This window comes from Sphaerotilus uruguayifluvii (assembly GCF_013294065.1).
GTDB lineage: Bacteria > Pseudomonadota > Gammaproteobacteria > Burkholderiales > Burkholderiaceae_C > Sphaerotilus > Sphaerotilus uruguayifluvii.
In genome coordinates this window covers 80,264-100,625 of the sequence record NZ_JABSNM010000019.1, presented here as the reverse complement: position 1 = coordinate 100,625, position 20,362 = coordinate 80,264, and the positions used below count along the sequence as shown (strand labels likewise).

The window sequence follows — 20,362 nt, the reverse complement described above, 5'->3', positions numbered from 1 at the left end:
CAGTTCGTCGTGCGGTACTTCGTCCGCTTCTTCTTGGCTTCGCTCACCGCGTCAGTCTACGAGCGCTCGGACGCTCGCTTTGTGCAACAGAGCCGATCGCAACGGTCCGGTTCTCGCTGAACTTGCGCTCACTCGTCGGCTCGATTCTTTTGGGCTGGGCCGTATTATTTGGTTTCGGCTGTCTGTTGACCGGGGAGATTACGGGTTGACAACGAATCTAGGCATGTAGCGAGCGACGTTCATTTCGGCGGGAACAGTGAGATAGTCACTGGCGATGGACCTTCCGAGAGCGCGAGAGTTCAATCGATGCTAGCCGTGAAGCCTGGTGGCAAATGCTTATACTTAGCTGGCTTGGTGTCGTAACCATGGATAGCGGCATCGAGATCGCGTACTGGTAGCTGAACGCACTGAGCCGTGAATATCCCCCCCCCGTCCACGGAGTATCCAACGCGCTTGAATGCCTCGTAGTACGGGCTAACAACCAGCGAGCCCCCAAAGTATCCGGTATTGCAAACCACCACGTTGCAGAATACCGTCCTTGACAAAGAGACGGCCAACGACTCAAAGAGCCTTACGTCACGATTGTAAGCCATTACAAATAAATGATGAACGCGGCCGCGATAAAGGAGCGCGCGCTCAATATCCATGAAATCGTAGCAAATACTGACCCCAATCCGTCCATAGGGTCCTGCATCGAAGACATAGACGTTGGGGTCGGCGCTGAATTCCCATGGCGGCACATACTCTTTGAAGCCGGATGCCTCAGCCGGCGCGGGATCCCGCTTGCCAAACCAAACTCTAGTTGCATAGCGTGAACGGATGCGCTTCCAAAAATTTTTTGGGACGAGGACGAGCCCTTCGTTTCTCGCAGACCTTACTCGAGTGTCTAAGCGGTAGTCAACACCAACGATTGCTAGCACATTCATGGAACAGACAAGCTGCTCGAAATCATTCAGACGCGTTCTCGGGAGCGCTAGCTCAGGAAGAAGAATGACACGAGGCTGATCATCGTGATCAGCCAACGCCCGCATGGCTCTACGAATTTCGTGCCATGCACGACCATCTTCGGCAGCCAAAATTTTTGGCTCACCACTAGCAGGATTCCAAGCGGCTTTTGAATCCAAGGTTGTTTGAATTAAACCGAGGGTAATCTCATCAACTAATACCGGTTTTTCCAAGATCATGCTGGCCCTACTTCAAAGTATCGCTTCCAATCAACATCGGTGAGGTGCATTAAATTTACAGGTGTGATCTGCCGAGACTGCTGATTGAAAGTTGAGATCTGATTTGCCTCAAGTTCATTTTGTGCAATTGAGATAATACGCGCCAAATGTGCGGCGTCAATGAGGCCTACCGGATCGTGCTCGGTGTCATCATCAAAATTCTGATTCCATGCCGGGTACCGACCAGCAAAAATATTCTCAGCCGCACGAGGCTGGAGACACGCCTCAAGAATACCAAGGGTTGCCGACGAATAGGTTATTTCGTCCCGCAGAAGTTGTGGGAGATGCCTGAGCATACTTTCATGTCCCAGCCCGTTCCACTGAGCAGGCAGAAGAAACGAGCGCGAAAGCAACGCAAAGAGACACAGGCCTAGCCCGCGAATTGGATTCTGCGCGGATCCTATTTCGCTCACAACGAGCGGAGCAAATCGTCTGTCATAGACTTGGGACCGTAGGGGGACTCGCCTTAAAAGTCCATTTCTTGGATCCCGCAGCAGACTTTTCCACTCTTGCCAAGAGACCGCAGCCGTGTCGATGAGATGACTCGGCAGCAGGAAATTGAGCGGGTGTGCACAATAATGACTTGTATCAATGTATTTGCGGGACGCCTGTCGAAGATAGTCTTGGTCAAACGTCTCCGTAGACGACATCAGCAACGCAGCTTGCCTCACCAGTTCTAGGCAGGTCCACTCGCCAAGTCGCCATTCCTTAGTGATTCGGGGATTGCGACTGGACCAGATCTTCATTGCCCAAACTGGCAGTGGTAGTAAGCTCCCATCTTGAGACCCTTCGATTAATGTCCGAACGCGACACGCTGCCGGTGAAAGAGCGACTACTTTCTGAACATCGGAGGGCTCTACGCGCTCCATCAAAGCATCGAACCACCACCCATCTTGATTTGCTTGAGTTGGTCCAGTTGTTGACGCGATTCGAGTTAGTGATGAGATTGGGGCATCCGCAGGAAAGAAAGTCCAGAGATTGTCAGACTCGGGCAAACCCTCAACGAGGGTTCCTAAGTGAATGATCAGATCAGACGCTCGACGAACGGGTTTATCAAGCTCGAACTTGCATCCCCACCAAGCAAGCGCAACTCGCAGATCCGGCGGCACACCATTGCCACGCAGAAAATCCCGACCTCTATCAACAAATGATTGGTTCAGCCTTGTCCCAACAAATTGTAAAGCACTAGGCGATTGCTCCAACAAAACAGTGGCGCAATACACTCCGACAGAGAACTGATCTAGGCTCTTATGTACAAACCATCGGTCTGCTACAGGCATACCTCGGTTGGTAAGCCTCGCAATATCCCGCAGAAATCTCAGCGCAGCAGCTCTACGCCAGCCCGCTATATTAGTATCAACAAGAATCTTTGCAGCTCGGACTGTTTCCCCAGCGAGTACCGCGTAGAAATTCCCCAGGATGTAGCTAGCAGCTAGCCGATTCACCGGGTCGAGTGCATAGCGGCCGATGTCATCAACTAGATTTTCAAGCCCCGTAGCGCCGAGGCGGCGCGCGATGGTCAGCGCATGGGTCCAAAGACGGACGCGATCAGGCCGTTCGTGCAGGACTCTTCGGACCAAGCTAAATACCCTATCGGCAATGCCGGTGAGCCGGGCATGAATTTGAGAGTCATTAATACCAGTAAGAGAAGCGATTGGGTCGAGTGAGGGGTTCCCGCCATTGAGACTTGTTGCTTGGTTCTCGTTAGTTCGACGTTTTCCCGGACCTCCATGTCGAATGTCGAGAGTCTCCGGTGCAGCGAGCCTTGCTTCAGCAACACGAGCAAGGCGAGTCGCCGCGAATGCCAGACGTGTTCGTTCCGGCATTTCAGCCTCAGGAACGTCTACGAGTAATAAATGCTCCAGTTGCTGCGATAGTATTGAGAGTTCGTTGTCTTCGAGCGCTGTAAAGTCTGTTCTCCCGATCGCTGAAACCAGTGCAATCGTCTTCGTCATCAATGGAGTTGGAAATTCAGGATCGAGGCGACACTCATCTTTGGCCCGATTCCAGAGATCTGATCCGGGGACGCGCTTTCTAGCATCGCTCGTCCCTAGCAGTTCCCCCAGGGCTTTCGGTTCGGTCTTGGCGGGATTAATACTTGCACCAGAGCCCAACCTGTCTATCACATCCGTGTAATGATCGATCCAATTCTTCAATTCCTCAAACGTCTTGGCCAGTATCACATGATCGTCGACATAGCGGAAATGGGCGATGCGTCCACGAGGGAGTGTTTGCTCTACTTTTTGATCGACCTTCAGGAGCGCGGCATTTGCGAGAAACCCTGACACCATGAGCCCAGTAGGAATTCTACGGAACTTCTTCCGAGACTCATCAAGTCCGATGTGCTTCAGCTCGGCATCCGTCCAACCCTCAAGGTCCAATGGAAGCTGCGTTAGCGTCTTCAGCAGTTGGTAAACCTCTTGGCGCAGTGCGGCTGGAACAGACTGGGAGATAGCATCAACGCATGATGCTATGGGTATGGAGGGGTAAAACTTCTCGAGATCCACAGATGCCCAATAGACATCACTCTTATCGAGATCAGTAGGCAAGCTAGTCCAATAGTCGGCCAAAACAAATGGACATCGATCAGGCAGATGCATTCGCTGCTGAAGGCGAAGTTCTTCACGCTCATCGTCATCAAGGTTTTCTTCATTGGCATGACCGCGCGCCGCTGCCGAAACCGCCAAAGCGATATGACGCCTAAACAAGGGCCAAGCTTGCTGAAACGATTTATAGATTCGGCCGGAGGAATGCCTGTACGGCCCAACTTTCCTTATCTTATTACCGTGAAGATCTTCTTCAATCCATGTGGACCGGAAGAGCCTGTTGCCATAACTCCAAACGGGCATCTGTGTATCGACATAGCCCCCAAGGACATTCACAACCGCGACCCAGGCCACTTGATCTCTGACCGCAAAATGAAAATACTGCCTAACCCTAGGATCCCCATTTTCATCAGGGTTCTTCGGGAAAGCCATTGGCCGAATTGGCGATATCCTAAATCTTCCAGAACCAAGATCCTCACAAATACTCCGAAGTTCACGACCCAAATTAACTTCAAAAGAGGCCAGATCCGCCTCATCAATCCATATGTCGCCAGGCACAGATGACCGCTTTACTTTCTCCCATGCCCAGCGCATATTCAATTGGTCGCACACCTGATTTATAAAACTACGCATTCTTTCCTCGCGCAATCACGTCACTAGCATCCATGCCTTCAGGTGGAACTGCAAATCGAATGCTTTTGCTCCTTGCCCAAAACTCTTTTTCAAGGCACTTCATGAATTTCCCACCAGCAGCATCCCCATCGGGAACGCCCACTAGTTCAAATGGAAGCAGATCCTCAACCCATTCGGAACGAAACGATGAAGCCCCGAGGACTGCAACCGCTGCTAGTCCCTCGCCCTCAATGGAGATTGCGTCAGGGACACCTTCGCAAATGTGGATAAGACTACCGGGCTGCAACCGACTAAGCCGTTGACTATTGAACATAGGCTTGGGGATGCCACTTGGACCAAAAAATTTCATGCTGCTCTGAAGACAGCGGACCTGTAAGTACTGGACTGCCGCCTCGGATATAAATGGAAAAATTAGCGCATAACCAGACCAGCTTAGTGCCGGTCGGCTTCCAGACAGTCCTGCGCTACAGACTCGCTCTGCCCCCCAGTACCTCACTAGTTTCCGATAGGCCCTCGCTGGATCGACAAGTTCTACAATGCCAAATTTAAGCGCCAACTCTGCATCAATCCCGTGAGTTCGGAGGTAAGCGGTTCCCAAGGGCGCTTTGACCGGTCCGCAATGCATTACCAACCAAGTGTACAGTTCGGGGTCAGGTTTGGGCGTGGGGGCAGAGTTAGGCGGACTAATCGACTTGAGGTTGGGAACCGGCGAAATATGACGGGCACGGCAGATAAACTGGAAGTCACTGCCGATGATACCGAAGTGGCCGCAGAGCCACTTGCATGCATCCACAAAACCAAGGCCGTGAATTTTTTGCACTAATGCGATTGCATCGCCATACTCACCACATCCGAAGCATCTCCAATTATTTCTTGCCTTGCTAACAGTAAAGCTTGGACTTGCCGAATCATGCCCATTAAAGCACATCGCTTTGTTACCACGTAGGGTTATACCCATAGCTGACGCGACGTCTGCTATTGGCAATTCACGAAGACGTGCAAGCACCTGATCGCTCAATAGTTTCGGCTTTGCTGACCGTGAAATAACTTGTCGCAAAATCACCCCTTACGTTAGCTTTGCTTTCTTGGGAAAATATCTCATTTAACCAGAAAGAAATACGCAAGTTGCATGTTCGTCCACATTGAAAACACTGGGGTACTTTCGCCAAATCGCAGTCAAGCCTCCACTACAGCGGGCGAATAATCTGCACTTACACCAGCCCGCTCGCCTAACCCAACCGCAACCTTCTCCACCGCCCCCGACTCCCCACAAGCCCCCAGCACCAGCCGATACGTCGCCCGCGTCATCGCCACATACAGCAGGCGCCATTCCTCCTCCTCGCTGTGGTGCGCATCCGGCACCGCCTGCAGCCCGACGATGGCGACGGTGTGAAACTCCAGCCCCTTGGAGGCGTGCAGCGTGGTGAGCTTGACGCTGTCCGGCTCCCACGTTCCCGCGCGCTGCAGGCGCTGGGTGCGGATGCCGCGCAGGTGCAGCGCCTTTTCCACCGGGTCGAGCAGGTCGTGCCGGCGCGCCAGGACGCCCATGTTGGCCGGGGACACGCCGTCCGCCAGCGCCTCGGCGAGGCGCTCGGCGACCAGTTCGGCCTCCTCGCGCGGCGTGCGTCCGCGCAGCAGTTCCGGCGCGGGGCCGCTGCGGCCGGCGCCGAGCGGGGTCTGCTGGACGATGTCGCTGTCGCCCTCACCTGGGCCGTCCACCGCCCCGTCCGGCTCGCCGCCGCGCAGCAGCTGGCCGGCGGTCGCGGTGGCGAGCTTCAGCACCTCGGCGGTGTTGCGGTAGTTGACCTTCAGCACGCTGGTGCGCCCGCGCGCCTCGATGCCGACGCTGGCGAAGCTGAACTTGCGGCGCGGCTGGCGGTAGATCGACTGCGCGTCGTCGTAGAGCACCAGCAGCGAGTTCGTCGCCGGATCGACCAGCTGGGGCGCCAGCCGCAGCCACGCATCCTCGAAGTCGTGCGCCTCGTCGATCATCAGCGCCGCGTACTGCGCCCGCGGGATGCGGCCATGCGCCACCGCCTCGATCACCCGGTCGGCCAGCGCGTCGTAGTCCGGCCGGAAGCCCTTCTTCGGGATGCCGAGCTGGTAGGTGTCGGCCATGTCGTAGCACCAGCCGTGGAAGGTGCGCACCTGCACCCGCTCGTCCAGCCCCCGCTGCCGCATCAGCGCGTCGATGCGCGCCGCCAGCGGCCGGTTGTAGCAGAGCACCAGGATCGGCCAGTCCGGCCGCGCCGCGGCGGCGAGCTGCTGGGCGCGGTAGACCAGGATCATCGTCTTGCCCGACCCCGCCACGCCGTGGATGACCCGGTGCCCCTCGCCCATCGAGCGCGCGAGCTGCTCCTGCTGCAGGTCCATCACCAGCATCAGCGCCTCGCTCGGCGACGGCGCCGCCGTGGCGCCGGGCTCGCCCGCGTCGTCGCCGTCCTCGTCCAGCAGCGAGGCCTGCGTCTGCAGCCGGATCTCGGGAAAGAGGTGCCAGCGGATGCGGTCGCGCTGCGGCAGCGTCAGCGCCGTCTTCAGGCGGAACTCCACCGTGAACATGCCCCACAGCCGTTCCTGGAAGACGGCCGGATCCAGATCCTCGGCCAGATCCTCGCGGGTCAGCGTGGTGGCCGGCGGAAAGAACTCGTCCCAGTGCGGATCGGTGATGCGCTGGCGCTCGATGTTGGCGAACACCACGCCGCTGCCCCAGGGCACGGCCAGGTTGCCCTTGTGGCGCCCCTCGGTCTGGCACAGGCAGGGATCGCGCTGCATCTGGTTGACCAGCTCGATCGCGTAGCCGCGCGCCTGCAGGCCGGGGTGAATCCTGCTCACCCGCCCCTGCCCGTTCGCCAGGTTCAGCTCGACATCGTGGCGCGAGACCTGGTGCAGCGCGCCGGCCCGCCAGCCCTTGACCTCCAGCACCAGCAGGCCGCGGCCCGGATGCAGCACCACGAAGTCCGGCAAGCGGCCCTTGTTGCCCACGGGAACGTTGTGCCAGACGAGGTAGTCGTCCTCCAGACAGCGCTGAAGCTGCCGCAGCACCCGCCGCTCGGCGCCCCCGTCCTCCGTGTTGCGGCAACGCGCCGCGATGTTCTGATAGCCCTGTGGAAAGATGGCCACGTCCGCACCCCTGAAGCGTGAATCGCTTTTTCTTGTTCAGGCTGGAAGCAGACCATAGCTACCGAACGGGAGCGGAATGCAGGCTCGCAGGAGCCACACAAAAGCGGGCCATTTTTCACAGCGCGGCTTTGGTACCGCCGCGCCGCGTCGAGGTGCGGCGTCGCGTCGCCGCCCCCGTCAGGCCCGCGAAGGCGGGCACCCACGCATGAAAAGGCCCGCACTGGGCGGGCGTGGGTCCTCGCCTTCGCGAGGATGACGGGGCTTGGGGGCGGGCGCCGAGTGCGGGGGGTGGCCCTCAGCCTCGCTCGCGGCGCTCCTGGCCTGCGCGCGGCTCGTGCTGCGGCCACAGCATCAGCACCCGCGCGGGCTGGCCGGCGCGGATCTGCACGTCGCGGCGCAGCACCTGGTCGCCGCGCGCGGCCTCGACGGTGTAGCGGCCCGGGGCCAGCTTCGCCATCAGGAAGGGACCCTGGGCCCGCGTGCCGAGCACCTCGTGGCCGCGGCCGTCGCGCACCAGCACCTCGACGTCGGCCAGGTAGTCGCTGCGCGCACCGTCGCGGCGCGCGAACTCGATCGTCAGCGGCCAGTCGCGCGCGGCCTGCTGCATCGCCTGCGACTCGTCGAGGCCGATGCCGCCGCTCATCCACACCACCTCGCCCTGGCGATGCTCGCGCGGCAGCGCAGGCGCCGAGGACGACGCGGAGGCGGGGACCGTCGCCGCGGGTGCGGCCGCAGCGTCCGCGGGCGCCGCCTGCACCGCGGTGGCGGCCAGCGAGACCAGCAGCACCGCCGCCGGCAGAACACGCGCGCGGAGAAGCCCGTCGGGGGAGCGCAGGCTCGTCGTCATGTTCGTCTCTCCTTGATGAAGTGCATCGAACCGGACCGCATCAGCCCACCGCGGGCACCGGCACGAAGATGCGGCTGCCGCCGCGCTGGATCAGCAGCGCGGCCGGGCGGCCCTTCTCGGGCAGCGCGGCGCGGACCTGCTCGACGCTGGCCACCGGATGGCCATTGACCGCCAGCAGCACGTCGCCGGGCTGCACGCCGGCCTGCGCGGCCACGCCGCCCGAGCCCTCGACCAGCAGGCCGCTGCCGCCGGCGATGCCCGCCTGCTGGCGTTCCTGCGGCTGCAGCGGACGCAGCGCCAGGCCCAGACGGCCGCCCTGGGCGGCGGCGGCCGGGTCGGCGGCGCGCTCGGCCCGGGCGGTGCGTGCGGCCGCGTCGCCGAGCTTCGCGCTCACGCTCTGCACCTTGCCGTCGCGCCAGAGCTCGAGCCGGACGGTCGAGCCCGGCGCGGACTGGCCGATCACCGCGGGCAGGTCGCCCGAGGCGACGATGCGCTGGCCGTCGACCGCGCGCACCACGTCGCCGGCCTTCAGTCCGGCCTGGTCGGCCGGACTGCCGGGCTCGACGCCGGCGATCAGCGCGCCCTCGGGGCGGTCGAGCCGGAAGGAATCGGCCAGCGTCTGGTTCACCTCCTGGATGGAGACGCCCAGGCGGGCATGCGAGGCCTTGCCGGTGGCGACGATCTGGTCCTTGACCTTCATCGCCAGGTCGATCGGGATCGCGAACGACAGGCCCTGGTAGCCGCCGGTGCCGCTGTAGATCTGCGAGTTGATGCCCACGACCTCGCCGCGGGCGTTGAAGAGCGGGCCGCCCGAGTTGCCGGGGTTCACCGCCACGTCGGTCTGGATGAAGGGCACGTAGCTGTCGTCCGGCAGCGAGCGGCCCTTGGCGCTGACCACGCCGGCGGTCACGGTGTTCTCGAAGCCGAAGGGCGAGCCGATCGCCAGCACCCACTGGCCGACCTCCAGGTCCGACGAGCGGCCGATCGGCACGGTCGGCAGGTCGCGGGCGTCGATCTTCAGCACCGCCACGTCGGTCTTGGTGTCCAGGCCCAGCACCTTGGCGACGAACTCGCGCCGGTCGGTGAGCTTGACGCTGACGCGGCTGGCGCCCTTGACCACATGGGCGTTGGTGACGACCAGGCCGTCGCTGCTGACGATGAAGCCCGAGCCCTCGCCGCTGACCGCCTGCGGCGGCACCTGCTGGCCGCGCGGCAGGAAGCGGCGCAGCTGCGGCGGGATGGCCTGGGCGGTCTCGTCGTCGCCGTCCTCCGCGGTCTGGCGCAGGCCGCTGACGCTGATGTTGACCACGGCCGGACCGTTGCGACGCACGATCGGGCTGAAGTCGGGCGCGGCGACCGCTCCGACCGGGGCGGAAACGGTCGACGTCGGGCCGGCCGCATGGGCGGCCTGTCCGCCGAAGTAGCTCGCGCCGGCGCCGCCGATCATGCCGGCGGCCACGAGGCTCAGCACGGTGCGGGAGGCGGTCATCGACGAGGACAGGGACGGCATGGAGGAACTCCTGGAAACAGCGACGGGAAAGAAGGGATCGGCGACGGCGGCGCGTGTCAGGCGTCAGCCGCAGGCATCAGGCATCGAGCTGGTGGTAGGCGCGCTGCAGCGCGGCAGCGGCGGCGACGTGGTCGTGATGGCGCAGATGCCACGAGACCTCGGCGAGCGACTCGCAGGCCGGCACCGGCGGCACCGCCTCGGACTGCAGCCGGGTGCGCGCCGAGCGCAGCGCCTGCAGCGCCAGGTCGTCGTGGTCGCAGTACATCTCGATCTCGGCGTGGCGCAGGTCGCTCTTCACGGCCGGACGCTCGTCGAGTCCGTGCAGCGCGGCATCGGCCTGCTCGTGAGGGGCCGAGCTGGCGGCCAGCGCCAGCGCACCGAGGACGGGGTGATCTTCAGGATGGAGGGTTCCCATGATCGTTCTCCTGGGGTTCATCGCAGCGCGCGGGCGGCGCGTCGTGGCGATCAGTAGCTGAACTTCACGCCGACCGAGGTCTGGCCGACGTTGGCGTTGCCGCCGTAGGCGCTGGTGAAGTGGTAGCGGTCGTAGCCCACGCGCAGCGCGGTCTGCGGCGTGATGTCGTACTGCACGCCGACGCCGAGCTTGACGGCCGGGCTGTAGTCGGTGCCCTGCGCGGCGGTCAGCCGGGCCTGCGCCAGGCCGACGCTGCCCAGCAGCGAGACCTGCGGCGCGAGCTCGACGCTGCCGACGCCGTCGACATAGGCGCCGTAGGCGCGGCCGGTGCCGGTGCCGCCGTCGGTGCGGCCGAGATGGAACACGCCGCCTTCGACGGCGAAGTTCGGCGTCACCTGGTAGCCGCCGTACAGCTTCAGGCCGGGGCCGCGACCGCCGCTGCCGTCGCCGGAGCCGCCGATCGGGTCCTGGTAGTCGGGCGCGGCGACCGCGCCGCCGACATAGGTGCTGCCCGGCGCGCCGGCCGCCTGCGCGGCGCCCGCCGCACCCAGGGCCAGCAGCGCGGCCGCCAGCGCGGCGCGGGAGCGGGTGATCGGGGAGGAGGTGGAGGACATCGCGTTTCCTTTCTCGGGAGTGCAACCGGGGTTGCGATGGCTCCACTGTGAAGGCCGCGATGCAAGCGCCGATTGCAGCGACGCGCCCGAAGATTACGGATGAAACACGGGCCGGGCCCGCGCGTTCAGGCCCGTCCGAGCGCGCGGGCCAGCGCCTGCGCCAGCTCGGCGCGGCCCAGCGGCTTGGCGACGACGACGGCGATGCCGGCCTGGCGTGCGCGCGCCTCGAGCTGCTCGCCGCCGTAGCCGGTGGCCAGCACGATGGGCAGGTCGGGCCGCAGCCGGCGCAGCTCGGCGGCCAGCGCGGTGCCGGTCAGCCCCGGCATGACCTCGTCGCTCAGGACCAGGTCGAAGCGCGCCGGATCGCGGGCGAACTCCTCCAGCGCCCGCGCGCTCGACGTCAGCCCCAGCGGCTCGTAGCCCAGGTCGGCCAGCAGTTCCTCGGCCAGCTCGACCAGCGCCGGCTCGTCGTCGACGACCAGCACCGTCTCGCCCTGCCCCGGCGGCAGCGCCGCGGCGGCGGCCGGGGCCTCGGACACGGCCGGCGCCGCGTCGGCCGCGCGCGGCAGCCACAGCGTGAAGCGGCTGCCCTGGCCGGGCGTGCTGTCGACGTCGATGGCGCCGTGCAGGTCGGTCACCACGCCGTGCACGATCGCCAGCCCCAGGCCGGTGCCCTCGCGCGGGCCGCGGGTGGTGAAGAAGGGCTCGAACAGCCGCGCCATCGTCTCCGGCGCGATGCCCTGGCCGGTGTCGGCCACCGTCAGGCGCACGCAGGGCCCGGCCGGCAGCGCGCCGACCAGCGGCAGGCGCGCCGGCGCCAGTGCCGTGGCCGGCTCGGCCGGGCCGTCCTGCAGCGACACCCGCAGCGTGCCGCCGTCGGGCATGGCCTGCAGCGCGTTGTTCGCGAGGTTCATGACCGCCTCGTACAGCGCGGTCGGGTCGCCCTCGAGCACGAGCCCGGCGCCCTGCAGGTCGCGCTCGATGCGCAGGCCCGGCGGCAGCCGGCCCTCCAGGTGGTCGAGCACCTCGCCGACCAGCGGCTCCAGCGCGAACCGCACCCGCTGGCGCGGCTGGCCGCGGCTGAAGGACAGGATGCGCGCCACCAGCGCGCGCCCGCGCCGGCCGGCCTGCAGCACCTGGTCGACGTGGCGCGCCGGCGCGCTGCCGTCGGCCAGCGCCTCGCGCGCCATCTCGCCGTAGCCGATCACCGAGGCCAGCACATTGTTGAAGTCGTGCGCCACGCCGCCGGCGAGCTGGCCGAGCGCCTCGAGCTGGCGCGAGCGCTGCAGCCGCGCCTCCAGCGCCTGGCGGCGCACCCGGTCGCGCGCGATGCGCCGCGCCAGCACCAGGGTGATCGCCAGCGCCGACAGCCCGAAGGCGGCCGACAGCCAGGCCAGGTCGCGCCAGGCCTTGAGCACCACCTGCGCGTCGCGCGACACCCGCACCACCAGCGGCTGGTGCTCCAGCCGCGCCGCCGCGACCAGGCGCACCCGACCGTCCGGCAGCACCAGCACCGCCGAGGTCTCGTCGGCCGCCCGCAGCCGCAGCCACTCGGCGCTGACCTGCGCGAGCATCTCGTCGGGCGCGGCCGGCGGGCGCAGCACCGCGCCGTCGTCGCGGTGGATGACCAGCTGCGCGTCGGGCGCCGGCGCCAGCCGGCCGAAGTCGCCCTCGAGAAAGTCCGGCTCGGCCACCAGCGCCAGCACGCCGCGGAAGGTGCCGTCGTCGTCGTTCCAGTTCATCGTCACGCTGATGGCCGGGCGCGGATCGACCTGCGTGGCATAGGGCGCGCTGATGTACAGGCGCGGCGAGCGTGCCTCGCGCGCGGCGCGGAAGAAGTCGCGGTCGGTCACCAGCACCGGCTCGGCCGGGCGCCAGCGCCGCGACGAGGCGATGCGCCGGCCCTGCGCATCGAAGACCGTCAGCGCGCGGAAGTCGTCAAGCGGACGGATGCGCGAGCTCAGCAGCTCGTCGACCGCCGGCAGCCCCGGCGTGATCAGGCCGTGCGCGAGCTCCTCGCGCGTCGAGCGCAGCACCGCGTCGGCCACGCCCAGCGTGCGGTCGGCCTGCAGCGCCATCGCGTGCGACAGCGAGGCCAGCGTGCGCAGCTCGGCGTCGATCGTCTGCGTGCGCAGCGTCCACAGCCCGGCCGCGCCGGCCAGCGCCACCAGCAGCTCGGCCACCAGCAGCGCGCGCACCCATTCCAGCCGCAGCAGCGCCCTCACCGGATCCCCCGGCGCCGAATCCCCCGGTCACCCGGCCCGGGCCGGGGAGCTGTCATCATCGCGGCAACGCACATGCCCGCATTAGAACGCCTGAACGATCGCCCGATGAATGCCTCCGCCCCGTCGACGACGCTGCCGCCCGAGGGGGCCGGCCTCGGCGTCACCGCCACCGTGCCCCGCCACATCCTCGTCGTCGACGACGACCCGGCGCTGCGAGGGCTGCTGGCCGAATACCTCGGCGAACACGACCTGCGGGTCACCGCGGTGGCCAGCGGGCGCGAGATGTTCGAGGTCTTCGACCGCGAGGCGATCGACCTGGTGGTGCTGGACCTGCGCCTGCCGGGCGAGGACGGCCTGATGCTGGCGCGCGCGCTGCGCGAGCGCGCCGACGTGCCCATCGTGCTGCTGACCGGCCGCAGCGAGGAGGCCGACCGGGTCATGGGCCTGGAGCTGGGCGCCGACGACTACGTGACCAAGCCCTTCAGCCCGCGCGAGCTGCTGGCGCGGCTGCGCGCGGTCATGCGCCGCTACCAGGGCGGCGCGAGCGCGCCGGCCGAGGCCGCGCTGCCCGGCGAGGACCGCCGCCGCGCGCTGCGCTTCGCCGGCTGGGAGCTGAACCTGCGCACCCGGCGGCTGACCGCGCCCGACGGCCGCCGCGTCGAGCTCGGCAACCACGAGTTCAGCCTGCTGGCGGCCTTCTGCAGCGCGCCGCAGCGCGTGCTCGGCCGCGAGCAGCTGCTGGCGATGTCGCGCCTGCACAGCGCCGAGGTCTACGACCGCGCGGTCGACGTGCAGGTGCTGCGACTGCGCCGCAAGATCGAGGACGACCCCTTCCACCCGAAGCTGCTCGTCACCGAGCGCGGCGCCGGCTACCGCCTCGACGCGCCGGTCGAGACGCTGTACTGAGCGGCCGCCCGGTGGCCGCGCCGCAGCCCGATCCGCGCCGGCCGCTGCCGCGCATCGACCCGGCGCGCTGCACCGGCTGCGGCTGGTGCGTCGCGGTCTGCCCGCCGCATGTGCTGTCGCTGCAGGTGGTGGCCTGGCGCAAGCGCTCGGTGCTGGAGGACGAGGCCGGCTGCACCGGCTGCTCGAAGTGCGAGCCGCGCTGCCCCTTCGGCGCGATCCGGATGGAGCGGCCTCAGCGGCCCGACAGCGGCAGCGGCAGCGCCGAGGGCTCCGGGTCGAGCTCCTCCATCTCGTAGGCGTCGGCCACGTAGGCCGGCCCCTTCATCACCCGCACGATGAAGCAGCCCAGCGCCAGCGTCAGCACCAGCGACCAGTGCAGCACGACGACGCCGATCATCTGGTAGGTCCAGACCATCAGCTCGCGCTCGATCTGCACGGTGGTGCCGCCATCGGCGAGCAGGTGGCGCGCCAGCACGATCAGCGCCGGCAGCAGCGTGCCCCACAGCAGCATGGCCGGCAGCCGGCGCCACAGCGCCCACTCGAGCCCGGGCGCGGCCCGGACCGAGCCGGGCAGTCGTTTCAGCATGTCCATCGCCGACGACCTCCTCGCGGCCGACTGTAGGGACCGCTGCGGCCCATTCTTCGCCCCGGGTCAAGCGGCGTCGATCCGGGGGCACCACGAGACAGCCGCCCCGCGGCGCGCTCGCCGGCGCGAGGCGGTGATATTTCACTGCACCCGATCTGGACAATTCGTCGGAGCCTCTCCTACGCTGCACGCCAGACCGCAGGCGCGGCATGGACAGGCACAGGGGGGGAAAGCACATGAGCGGTGGCGGCAACGGCATGCTGGGCGCGATCGTCGCGGTGATGGTGGGCGCGGGCGCGCTGGGCGGCCTGGTCGGGCGCTTTCTCGGCGAGACGGCTGGGCGGGACCGACCGGCCGAGGCGCCGGCCGACAGCCCGGCCGCGGCGCCGCTGGCCTGGTGGAAGCATGTGCTGATCGGCATCGCCTCGGCGCTGATGGTGCCGCTGTTCCTGAACATGATCTCCTCGGACCTGATCGCGCGCATCCGCGGCGTGGCCGAGGACAGCGGCGATCCGCTGCTGCTGCTGAACCTGGCCGGCTTCTGCCTGGTCGCTGCGGTGTCCTCGCGCGGCTTCATCGGCTCGCTGAGCGAGCGGCTGCTGCAGGAGGTGCGCCAGGCGCGCGCGCAGGCGGACCAGGCCGCGGGCGCTGCCGCCGAGGCGCGCCAGCAGGCCGGCGACGCGGCCGCGACCGCCGGCAGCGCGCTCGAGCAGGCGCGCTCCGGCCTCGACCTGGCGCAGGCGCAGTGGATCGAGGAGCCGGACCCGGCGCCGGCCGGCGCGGCCACCCGATCGCGCGGCCTGCCCGGCGAGGCCGGCGCCCCCGCCGACGCGGACCGCGAGCTGCTGCGCCAGCTCGCCCGGCCGCCGGCGACGCTGCGCCTGCCGGCCGCGCTGGCCGCCGCCAGCGGCCTGGACGAGGCGCAGGCCCGCGCCGCGCTGGCCCGGCTCCAGGCGCGCGGCTGGGCCGGCTGCACGCCGGGCCGCGACGGCCAGCCGCGCTGGTTCGCGACCGCCAGCGGCCGCGGCGCGCTCGGCGAGCTCGGCGGCGACTGAAGACCGGCGCAACGGTCCCGGCGCGGACCTGCCTGACATGATCGATCTCATCGCGGACGGCGCCCGGGCGCACTAGAGTGCGGCGCATGAAGACGACCCTGCACTCCTCCCGCCTCGCGCTGCCGGCCCTGCTCGCAGCCCTCGTGATCACCGCGGCCCCGGCCGCCCGGGCCGCCGACGGCTGGCAATGGCTGCCGGCGCTGAACGATCCGGCCTGGAAGCCCGACGCCACGCTGGCGCTGACCGGCAGCCGCATCGACCCGGATCCGGGCCGCGGCGTCAATGCCTGGGGCCTGGAACTGGCGATGCAGTGCGGCCTGGTGCAGACGCCCGACCGCCGCGTGCGCACCCACCTGAACTACAGCCACGGCTCGCGCGACGGCACGACCTACGACACGATGACGCTGTCGCCGCGCTACACCGTGCCGCTGGGCGACGGCCTGTCGGTCGGCGCCGGCCCGAGCCTGGGCCTGTTCCGCGTCGACGCGCCCACGGCCGCGCGCACGCTGCCGGGCCTGGGCGTGGCCGCCGGCGTGAACTGGCGCATCGGCTCGCTGCTGACCGGCATCGACCTGAGCTGGCATTCGACCCGCGCCCGCGCCGGTCTCGACCAGGATCCGCTGACCGTCGCCGCGAAGGTGGGCTTCAGCTTCTGATCCGGGCGGCCGGCCCGGGGCCCGCGCCTCAGTGGCGCGGGCAGGGCACGCTGCCGCCGAGCGCATAGCGCCGCAGCAGCTGCAGCGGCGCCCCGACGCTGGGCTCGACGAACAGGCTGAGCGCATCGCAGGCCCAGGGCTGCTCGAGCGCCGGCGTGAAGAAGGTGCGCGCGAGCTCCATCCAGACCGCGCGCTCGCCCTCGTCCACGATCGTGTCGCTGAGCGTGCAGTGGAAATGCCAGCGCTCGAGCACATGCGGATAGCCCCAGCGCGCCAGCAGCTCCTGCTGGCGCTCGTCGAGCGGCCCCTGCGCGCGCCGCCGCGTCAGGTCGGCCGGCGTCGGCGGATCGCGGAAGACGTCGAGCTCGGTCACGCAGCGGTCGGCCAGCACCTGCAGCGGATGGTCGCCGGCCAGCGGCGCGGCGGTCTGCAGCACGATCAGCTGGTCGAGCGAGCCGACCTCGAGGGCCGGCATCTCGAACGGCGCGACGCCGCGCGCCAGCGCGCACAGCGCCTGGTGCAGCGACTGCAGCGAACAGCCCTCGGCCAGCCGCATCGGCGGCTTCAGCGTCGCGTGGAAGCCGTAGCGCCACGGCGAGACGCGCCGGGCCGGCGCCGCCGGCGCCTCGTCACCGGACGGATCGCGGCCCAGCCAGGTGCAGCCGGACTGCCACAGCGGATGGTCGGCGGGCGGAGTCAGGTAGATCGCGTAGCGGGCACTCATCGAGACAGGACAAGCAGGGGAACCGGTTCGGACAAGGCCCCGTAGCCTACCCTGTTCCGGCCGGACGTGACATGCCACCGTGAGAGAATTGCAGATTCGAAACCAGACAGGACCATCCCTGATCCGGTGAATCTGCACATCCTGCGCCAAGCTTCGGGCCCCACACTTGCGGTCATGCATGACGAGATGGTTCTGAGCGGCGCCCGGCTGGTGCTCGCGGGCGAGGTGGTCCGCGGCAGCATGGTGCTGCGCCAAGGCCGCATCGCCGCGATCGATGCGGGACCGGTCGGGCGATCCGCGGCGATCGACCTGGGCGGCGACTACCTGCTGCCCGGCCTGGTCGAGCTGCACACCGACAACCACGAGCGCCACGCGATGCCGCGCCCGGGCGTGCAGCTGCCGGTCTGGAGCGCGGTGCAGGCGCACGACGCCGAGATCGCCGCGGCCGGCATCACGACGGTGTTCGACGCGATCGGGGTCGGCGATCCCTACCAGCGCGGCTTCCGCGGCCGCGACCAGAGCGAGATGCTCGCGGTGCTCGACGCGCTCGACGAGGCCGGCGTGCTGCGCGCCGACCACCGGCTGCACCTGCGCTGCGAGCTGCCGGCCGACAACGCGCTCGAGCTGTTCGCGCCCTACGACGACCACCACCGCCTGGGGCTGCTTTCGCTGATGGATCACACGCCGGGGCAGCGCCAGTGGAGCGACCTGCGCCGCGCGCGGGCCTACTTCATCCACAAGAAGGGCTGGAGCGCGCAGCAGTTCGACCAGGAGCTCGAGCGCAGCGCGCATCCCGACGCGCAGCGCCTCGCCCGGATCGAGAGCAACCGCGCCGCCTTCGTGGCGGCGGCGCGCCGGCGCGGCCTGGCGCTGGCCTCGCACGACGACACGACGCCGGCGCATGTCGACGAGGCGCGCGCGCTGGGCGTGACGATCAGCGAGTTCCCGACGACGCTGCAGGCGGCCGGCCATGCCCGTGCGGCCGGGCTGCTGACCGTCGGCGGCGCGCCGAACCTGCTGCGCGGCCACTCGCATGCCGGCAACGTCTCGGTGGCCGAGCTGGTGGCGGCCGGGCAACTCGACATCCTGTCGTCCGACTACGTGCCCGGCAGCCTGCTGGCGGCGGTCTGGATGCTGGCGCGCGAGGACGCGGCCGCGCCGGCCGATCCGCGGCGCCTGCCGCACGCCGTCGCCACGGCCAGCCGCGCGCCGGCCCGCGCGGTCGGGCTCGACGACCGCGGCGAGATCGCGCCGGGCCTGCGCGCCGACCTGGTGCGGGTGCGCGAGGTCGCCGGCCGGCCGGTGGTGCTCGGCGTCTGGCGCGGCGGACGGCGCGTCGGCTGACGCCTGTTTAGCGACCGACGTCGGGTCGCAGCGGGAAAACACGGCCGGCCGGCGCGCCGCGGCGCGTCGATCATTCGGGCACGATGACGCCCACCCTGCCCGCCTCCCCGCTGCCGGACTTCCGCTCGCCCGACGTCCTGCGCGCCCACATCCGCGACACGATGGCCTTCTACGACGGGCGCTGCATCGACCCGTCCGGCGGCTTCTTCCACTTCTTCCGCGACGACGGCACGGTCCACGACCGGCGCACCCGCCACCTCGTCAGCAGCACCCGCTTCATCTTCAACCACGCGATGGCCTGGCGCCACCTGGAGCGCCGGCCGCAGTGGCTGGAGGCGGTGCGCCACGGCCTGCGCTTCCTCGACGAGGCGCACGCCCAGCCCCAGGGCGGCCACGCCTGGGTGATCGATCATGATCCGGATGGCGCGCCGGGCGCCCGCGACCGGGTGATCGACGGCACGAACCACGCCTACGGCCAGGCCTTCGTGCTGCTGGCGCATGCGCACGCGCTGATGGCCGGCGTCGAGGAGGCGCGTGCCGGGCTGGAGACCGGCTTCGCGCTGATGGAGACGCGCTTCTGGGAGCCCGCCCACGGCCTGTACGCCGACGAGGCCTCGCCCGACTGGCAGGCGCTCTCGCCCTACCGCGGCCAGAACGCCAACATGCATGCCTGCGAGGCCTGCCTGGCCGCGTGGGACGCCACGCAGGACGCCAAGTACCTGCAGCGCGCGCTGACGCTGGCGACCTCGGTCACGCAGCGCCTGGCCGCGCAGGCCGCGCCGCACGCCGCCGACGGCGCGCTGGTCTGGGAGCACTGGCGCGCCGACTGGACGCCCGACTGGGATTACAACCGCCACGACCGCAGCAACATCTTCCGCCCCTGGGGCTTCCAGACCGGCCACCTGACCGAATGGACCAAGCTGCTGCTGCAGCTGGAAAGCCGGCTGCCCGAGGCGATGCGCCCGGACTGGATCGTGCCGACCGCGCGGCATTTCTTCGAGGTGGCGATGCGCCGCGGCTGGGACGCGCAGCACGGCGGCCTGGTCTACGGCTTCGCGCCCGACGGCACGGTCTGCGACGGCGACAAGTACTTCTGGGTCCAGGCCGAGAGCCTGGCGGCGGCGGCGCTGCTGGCGATCCGCACCGGCGATGCCGCCCTGTGGTCCACCTACGACCGGCTGTGGGCCTACAGCTGGACCCACCTGGTCGACCACCGCCACGGCGCGTGGTTCCGCATCCTCACGCCCGACAACCGCGCCTGTTCCGACGAGAAGAGCCCCGCCGGCAAGACCGACTACCACACGATGGGCGCGTGCTGGGACGTGCTGCGGGCGATGGGCGAGCTGACCGACCGGGGGCCGGGCCTCGTCCGCCCGGCGTAGGAGGCGTCCTGCCCGCGAAGCCGGCCCGGCCTGACGGGCGGCGCACCGGCCGCTGTCCATCATGGGTCTCCATCCCACCCATGCCTCCGCCCGGAGGCCAGAAGGAGTCCGCGATGAGCTCGACCTACATTCCCCCGACGACCGCCGCCCAGGGTGCCCGCATCATCGGCGAGGGCCTGTCCGACACCAGCGGCCCGGGCCCGGAGCTGATGACCGCCTCGACGCTGACCGGCGACAAGGTGGTCAACACCGCCGACGAGACCCTGGGCAAGATCGAGGAGATCATGCTCGACGTGCCGGGCGGCCGCATCGCCTATGCCGTGATGTCCAGCGGCGGCTTCCTGGGCCTGGGCGAGAAGCTGTTCGCCATCCCGTGGGGCGCGCTGACGCTCGACACCAACCGGCAGTGCTTCGTGCTCGACGCCCGCGCCGAGACCTTCGAGGACGCGCCCGGCTTCGACAAGGACCACTGGCCGACGCAGGCCGGCGATCTGCAGTGGCACCGCGACGTGCATGCGCACTACGGCCTGCCGGTCGATCCGGCCGGCGGCACGCTGCGCTGACCCGGCGTCCGGC

The 20,362-nt window shown here is 67.9% G+C and carries 19 protein-coding genes; 8 read left to right on the top strand and 11 right to left on the bottom strand.

From position 1 onward, the window contains the following. A partial coding sequence (locus HNQ01_RS22220) for a hypothetical protein (RefSeq protein ID WP_217427606.1) occupies window positions 1-209 on the top strand: 209 nt, incomplete at its 5' end. 90 nt (window positions 210-299) lie between these two features. Here the strand turns inward: HNQ01_RS22220 and HNQ01_RS18010 are convergent. From HNQ01_RS18010 to HNQ01_RS17970, 9 genes are all read right to left on the bottom strand, one after another. After that, complete coding sequence (locus HNQ01_RS18010; protein WP_173806881.1) at window positions 300-1,184, bottom strand: carbon-nitrogen hydrolase family protein; 885 nt, start codon at window positions 1,182-1,184, stop codon at window positions 300-302. Next, window positions 1,181-4,363 (bottom strand): RNA-directed DNA polymerase, encoded by a 3,183-nt coding sequence (locus tag HNQ01_RS18005; RefSeq protein WP_286180942.1) that lies wholly within the window; start codon window positions 4,361-4,363, stop codon window positions 1,181-1,183. Before HNQ01_RS18005 ends, HNQ01_RS18010 begins: the two co-directional genes overlap by 4 nt. Window positions 4,364-4,394: 31 nt before the next feature. Beyond that, window positions 4,395-5,330, bottom strand: coding sequence for a CHC2 zinc finger domain-containing protein (locus tag HNQ01_RS22630; RefSeq protein WP_353621734.1), 936 nt, complete (start codon window positions 5,328-5,330; stop codon window positions 4,395-4,397). 248 nt (window positions 5,331-5,578) lie between these two features. After that, window positions 5,579-7,522 carry a DEAD/DEAH box helicase gene (locus HNQ01_RS22625; protein WP_217427605.1) on the bottom strand — a complete coding sequence of 648 codons (1,944 nt, stop codon included), beginning with the start codon at window positions 7,520-7,522 and terminating at the stop codon, window positions 5,579-5,581. Window positions 7,523-7,817: 295 nt separating this feature from the next. After that, window positions 7,818-8,369: a carboxypeptidase-like regulatory domain-containing protein gene (locus HNQ01_RS17990; protein ID WP_173806878.1), complete on the bottom strand. Its 552-nt coding sequence runs from the start codon at window positions 8,367-8,369 to the stop codon at window positions 7,818-7,820. Between the two features lie 40 nt (window positions 8,370-8,409). Then, entirely contained in the window at window positions 8,410-9,879 is a 1,470-nt protein-coding gene (locus HNQ01_RS17985) for a Do family serine endopeptidase (protein ID WP_173806877.1), read from the bottom strand. Between the two features lie 76 nt (window positions 9,880-9,955). Continuing rightward, entirely contained in the window at window positions 9,956-10,294 is a 339-nt protein-coding gene (locus HNQ01_RS17980; RefSeq protein WP_173806876.1) for a hypothetical protein, read from the bottom strand. Window positions 10,295-10,344: 50 nt separating this feature from the next. Further along, on the bottom strand, window positions 10,345-10,908 hold the full coding sequence (locus HNQ01_RS17975) for an outer membrane beta-barrel protein (RefSeq protein WP_173806875.1): 564 nt from the start codon (window positions 10,906-10,908) through the stop codon (window positions 10,345-10,347). 125 nt (window positions 10,909-11,033) lie between these two features. Continuing rightward, entirely contained in the window at window positions 11,034-13,133 is a 2,100-nt protein-coding gene (locus HNQ01_RS17970) for an ATP-binding protein (protein WP_353621733.1), read from the bottom strand. Between the two features lie 105 nt (window positions 13,134-13,238). Here HNQ01_RS17970 and HNQ01_RS17965 point away from each other — a divergent pair, with 105 nt between their 5' ends. After that, window positions 13,239-14,039, top strand: a complete 801-nt coding sequence (locus HNQ01_RS17965; RefSeq protein ID WP_173806874.1) for a response regulator — start codon at window positions 13,239-13,241, stop codon at window positions 14,037-14,039. An 11-nt stretch (window positions 14,040-14,050) separates the two neighbouring features. Further along, on the top strand, window positions 14,051-14,335 hold the full coding sequence (locus HNQ01_RS17960; protein ID WP_173806873.1) for an ATP-binding protein: 285 nt from the start codon (window positions 14,051-14,053) through the stop codon (window positions 14,333-14,335). On the opposite strand, the gene HNQ01_RS17955 is transcribed toward HNQ01_RS17960, so the two are convergent. Beyond that, window positions 14,272-14,631 carry a hypothetical protein gene (locus tag HNQ01_RS17955; protein ID WP_173806872.1) on the bottom strand — a complete coding sequence of 120 codons (360 nt, stop codon included), beginning with the start codon at window positions 14,629-14,631 and terminating at the stop codon, window positions 14,272-14,274. The genes HNQ01_RS17960 and HNQ01_RS17955 overlap by 64 nt on opposite strands. 230 nt (window positions 14,632-14,861) lie before the next feature. Here HNQ01_RS17955 and HNQ01_RS17950 point away from each other — a divergent pair, with 230 nt between their 5' ends. Both HNQ01_RS17950 and HNQ01_RS17945 read left to right on the top strand, forming a co-directional pair. Then, window positions 14,862-15,680, top strand: a complete 819-nt coding sequence (locus HNQ01_RS17950; RefSeq protein WP_217427604.1) for a YEATS-associated helix-containing protein — start codon at window positions 14,862-14,864, stop codon at window positions 15,678-15,680. Window positions 15,681-15,766: 86 nt separating this feature from the next. Further along, a complete protein-coding gene (locus HNQ01_RS17945; RefSeq protein ID WP_173806870.1) occupies window positions 15,767-16,336 on the top strand; it encodes a hypothetical protein in 570 nt (189 codons plus the stop codon). A gap of 28 nt (window positions 16,337-16,364) precedes the next feature. Here the strand turns inward: HNQ01_RS17945 and HNQ01_RS17940 are convergent, their stop codons facing one another. Beyond that, window positions 16,365-17,060 carry a DUF1045 domain-containing protein gene (locus HNQ01_RS17940; RefSeq protein WP_173806869.1) on the bottom strand — a complete coding sequence of 232 codons (696 nt, stop codon included), beginning with the start codon at window positions 17,058-17,060 and terminating at the stop codon, window positions 16,365-16,367. A 174-nt stretch (window positions 17,061-17,234) separates the two neighbouring features. Between HNQ01_RS17940 and HNQ01_RS17935 the strand changes: the two genes are divergently transcribed. The 3 genes from HNQ01_RS17935 (at window position 17,235) to HNQ01_RS17925 (ending at window position 20,349) form a co-directional block, all read left to right on the top strand. After that, window positions 17,235-18,404, top strand: a complete 1,170-nt coding sequence (locus tag HNQ01_RS17935) for an alpha-D-ribose 1-methylphosphonate 5-triphosphate diphosphatase (RefSeq protein WP_217427603.1) — start codon at window positions 17,235-17,237, stop codon at window positions 18,402-18,404. A gap of 83 nt (window positions 18,405-18,487) precedes the next feature. Continuing rightward, window positions 18,488-19,786 carry an AGE family epimerase/isomerase gene (locus HNQ01_RS17930; RefSeq protein ID WP_173806868.1) on the top strand — a complete coding sequence of 433 codons (1,299 nt, stop codon included), beginning with the start codon at window positions 18,488-18,490 and terminating at the stop codon, window positions 19,784-19,786. Between the two features lie 113 nt (window positions 19,787-19,899). Then, the gene (locus tag HNQ01_RS17925) at window positions 19,900-20,349 is read left to right on the top strand and encodes a PRC-barrel domain-containing protein (protein WP_173806867.1); all 450 of its coding nucleotides are present in this window, start codon (window positions 19,900-19,902) and stop codon (window positions 20,347-20,349) included. Window positions 20,350-20,362 lie beyond the last annotated feature (13 nt).

What these genes read in the sequence shown, in the direction of transcription:
- HNQ01_RS18010 (WP_173806881.1), bottom strand. Translation starts at nt 1,184, where the DNA reads ATGATCTTGGAAAAACCGGTATTAGTTGATGAGATTACCCTCGGTTTA.
- HNQ01_RS18005 (WP_286180942.1), bottom strand. Translation starts at nt 4,363, where the DNA reads ATGCGCTGGGCATGGGAGAAAGTAAAGCGGTCATCTGTGCCTGGCGAC.
- HNQ01_RS22630 (WP_353621734.1), bottom strand. Translation starts at nt 5,330, where the DNA reads ATGTGCTTTAATGGGCATGATTCGGCAAGTCCAAGCTTTACTGTTAGC.
- HNQ01_RS17990 (WP_173806878.1), bottom strand. Translation starts at nt 8,369, where the DNA reads ATGACGACGAGCCTGCGCTCCCCCGACGGGCTTCTCCGCGCGCGTGTT.
- HNQ01_RS17985 (WP_173806877.1), bottom strand. Translation starts at nt 9,879, where the DNA reads ATGCCGTCCCTGTCCTCGTCGATGACCGCCTCCCGCACCGTGCTGAGC.
- HNQ01_RS17980 (WP_173806876.1), bottom strand. Translation starts at nt 10,294, where the DNA reads ATGGGAACCCTCCATCCTGAAGATCACCCCGTCCTCGGTGCGCTGGCG.
- HNQ01_RS17975 (WP_173806875.1), bottom strand. Translation starts at nt 10,908, where the DNA reads ATGTCCTCCACCTCCTCCCCGATCACCCGCTCCCGCGCCGCGCTGGCG.
- HNQ01_RS17965 (WP_173806874.1), top strand. Translation starts at nt 13,239, where the DNA reads ATGAATGCCTCCGCCCCGTCGACGACGCTGCCGCCCGAGGGGGCCGGC.
- HNQ01_RS17955 (WP_173806872.1), bottom strand. Translation starts at nt 14,631, where the DNA reads ATGGACATGCTGAAACGACTGCCCGGCTCGGTCCGGGCCGCGCCCGGG.
- HNQ01_RS17950 (WP_217427604.1), top strand. Translation starts at nt 14,862, where the DNA reads ATGAGCGGTGGCGGCAACGGCATGCTGGGCGCGATCGTCGCGGTGATG.
- HNQ01_RS17945 (WP_173806870.1), top strand. Translation starts at nt 15,767, where the DNA reads ATGAAGACGACCCTGCACTCCTCCCGCCTCGCGCTGCCGGCCCTGCTC.
- HNQ01_RS17940 (WP_173806869.1), bottom strand. Translation starts at nt 17,060, where the DNA reads ATGAGTGCCCGCTACGCGATCTACCTGACTCCGCCCGCCGACCATCCG.
- HNQ01_RS17935 (WP_217427603.1), top strand. Translation starts at nt 17,235, where the DNA reads ATGCATGACGAGATGGTTCTGAGCGGCGCCCGGCTGGTGCTCGCGGGC.
- HNQ01_RS17930 (WP_173806868.1), top strand. Translation starts at nt 18,488, where the DNA reads ATGACGCCCACCCTGCCCGCCTCCCCGCTGCCGGACTTCCGCTCGCCC.
- HNQ01_RS17925 (WP_173806867.1), top strand. Translation starts at nt 19,900, where the DNA reads ATGAGCTCGACCTACATTCCCCCGACGACCGCCGCCCAGGGTGCCCGC.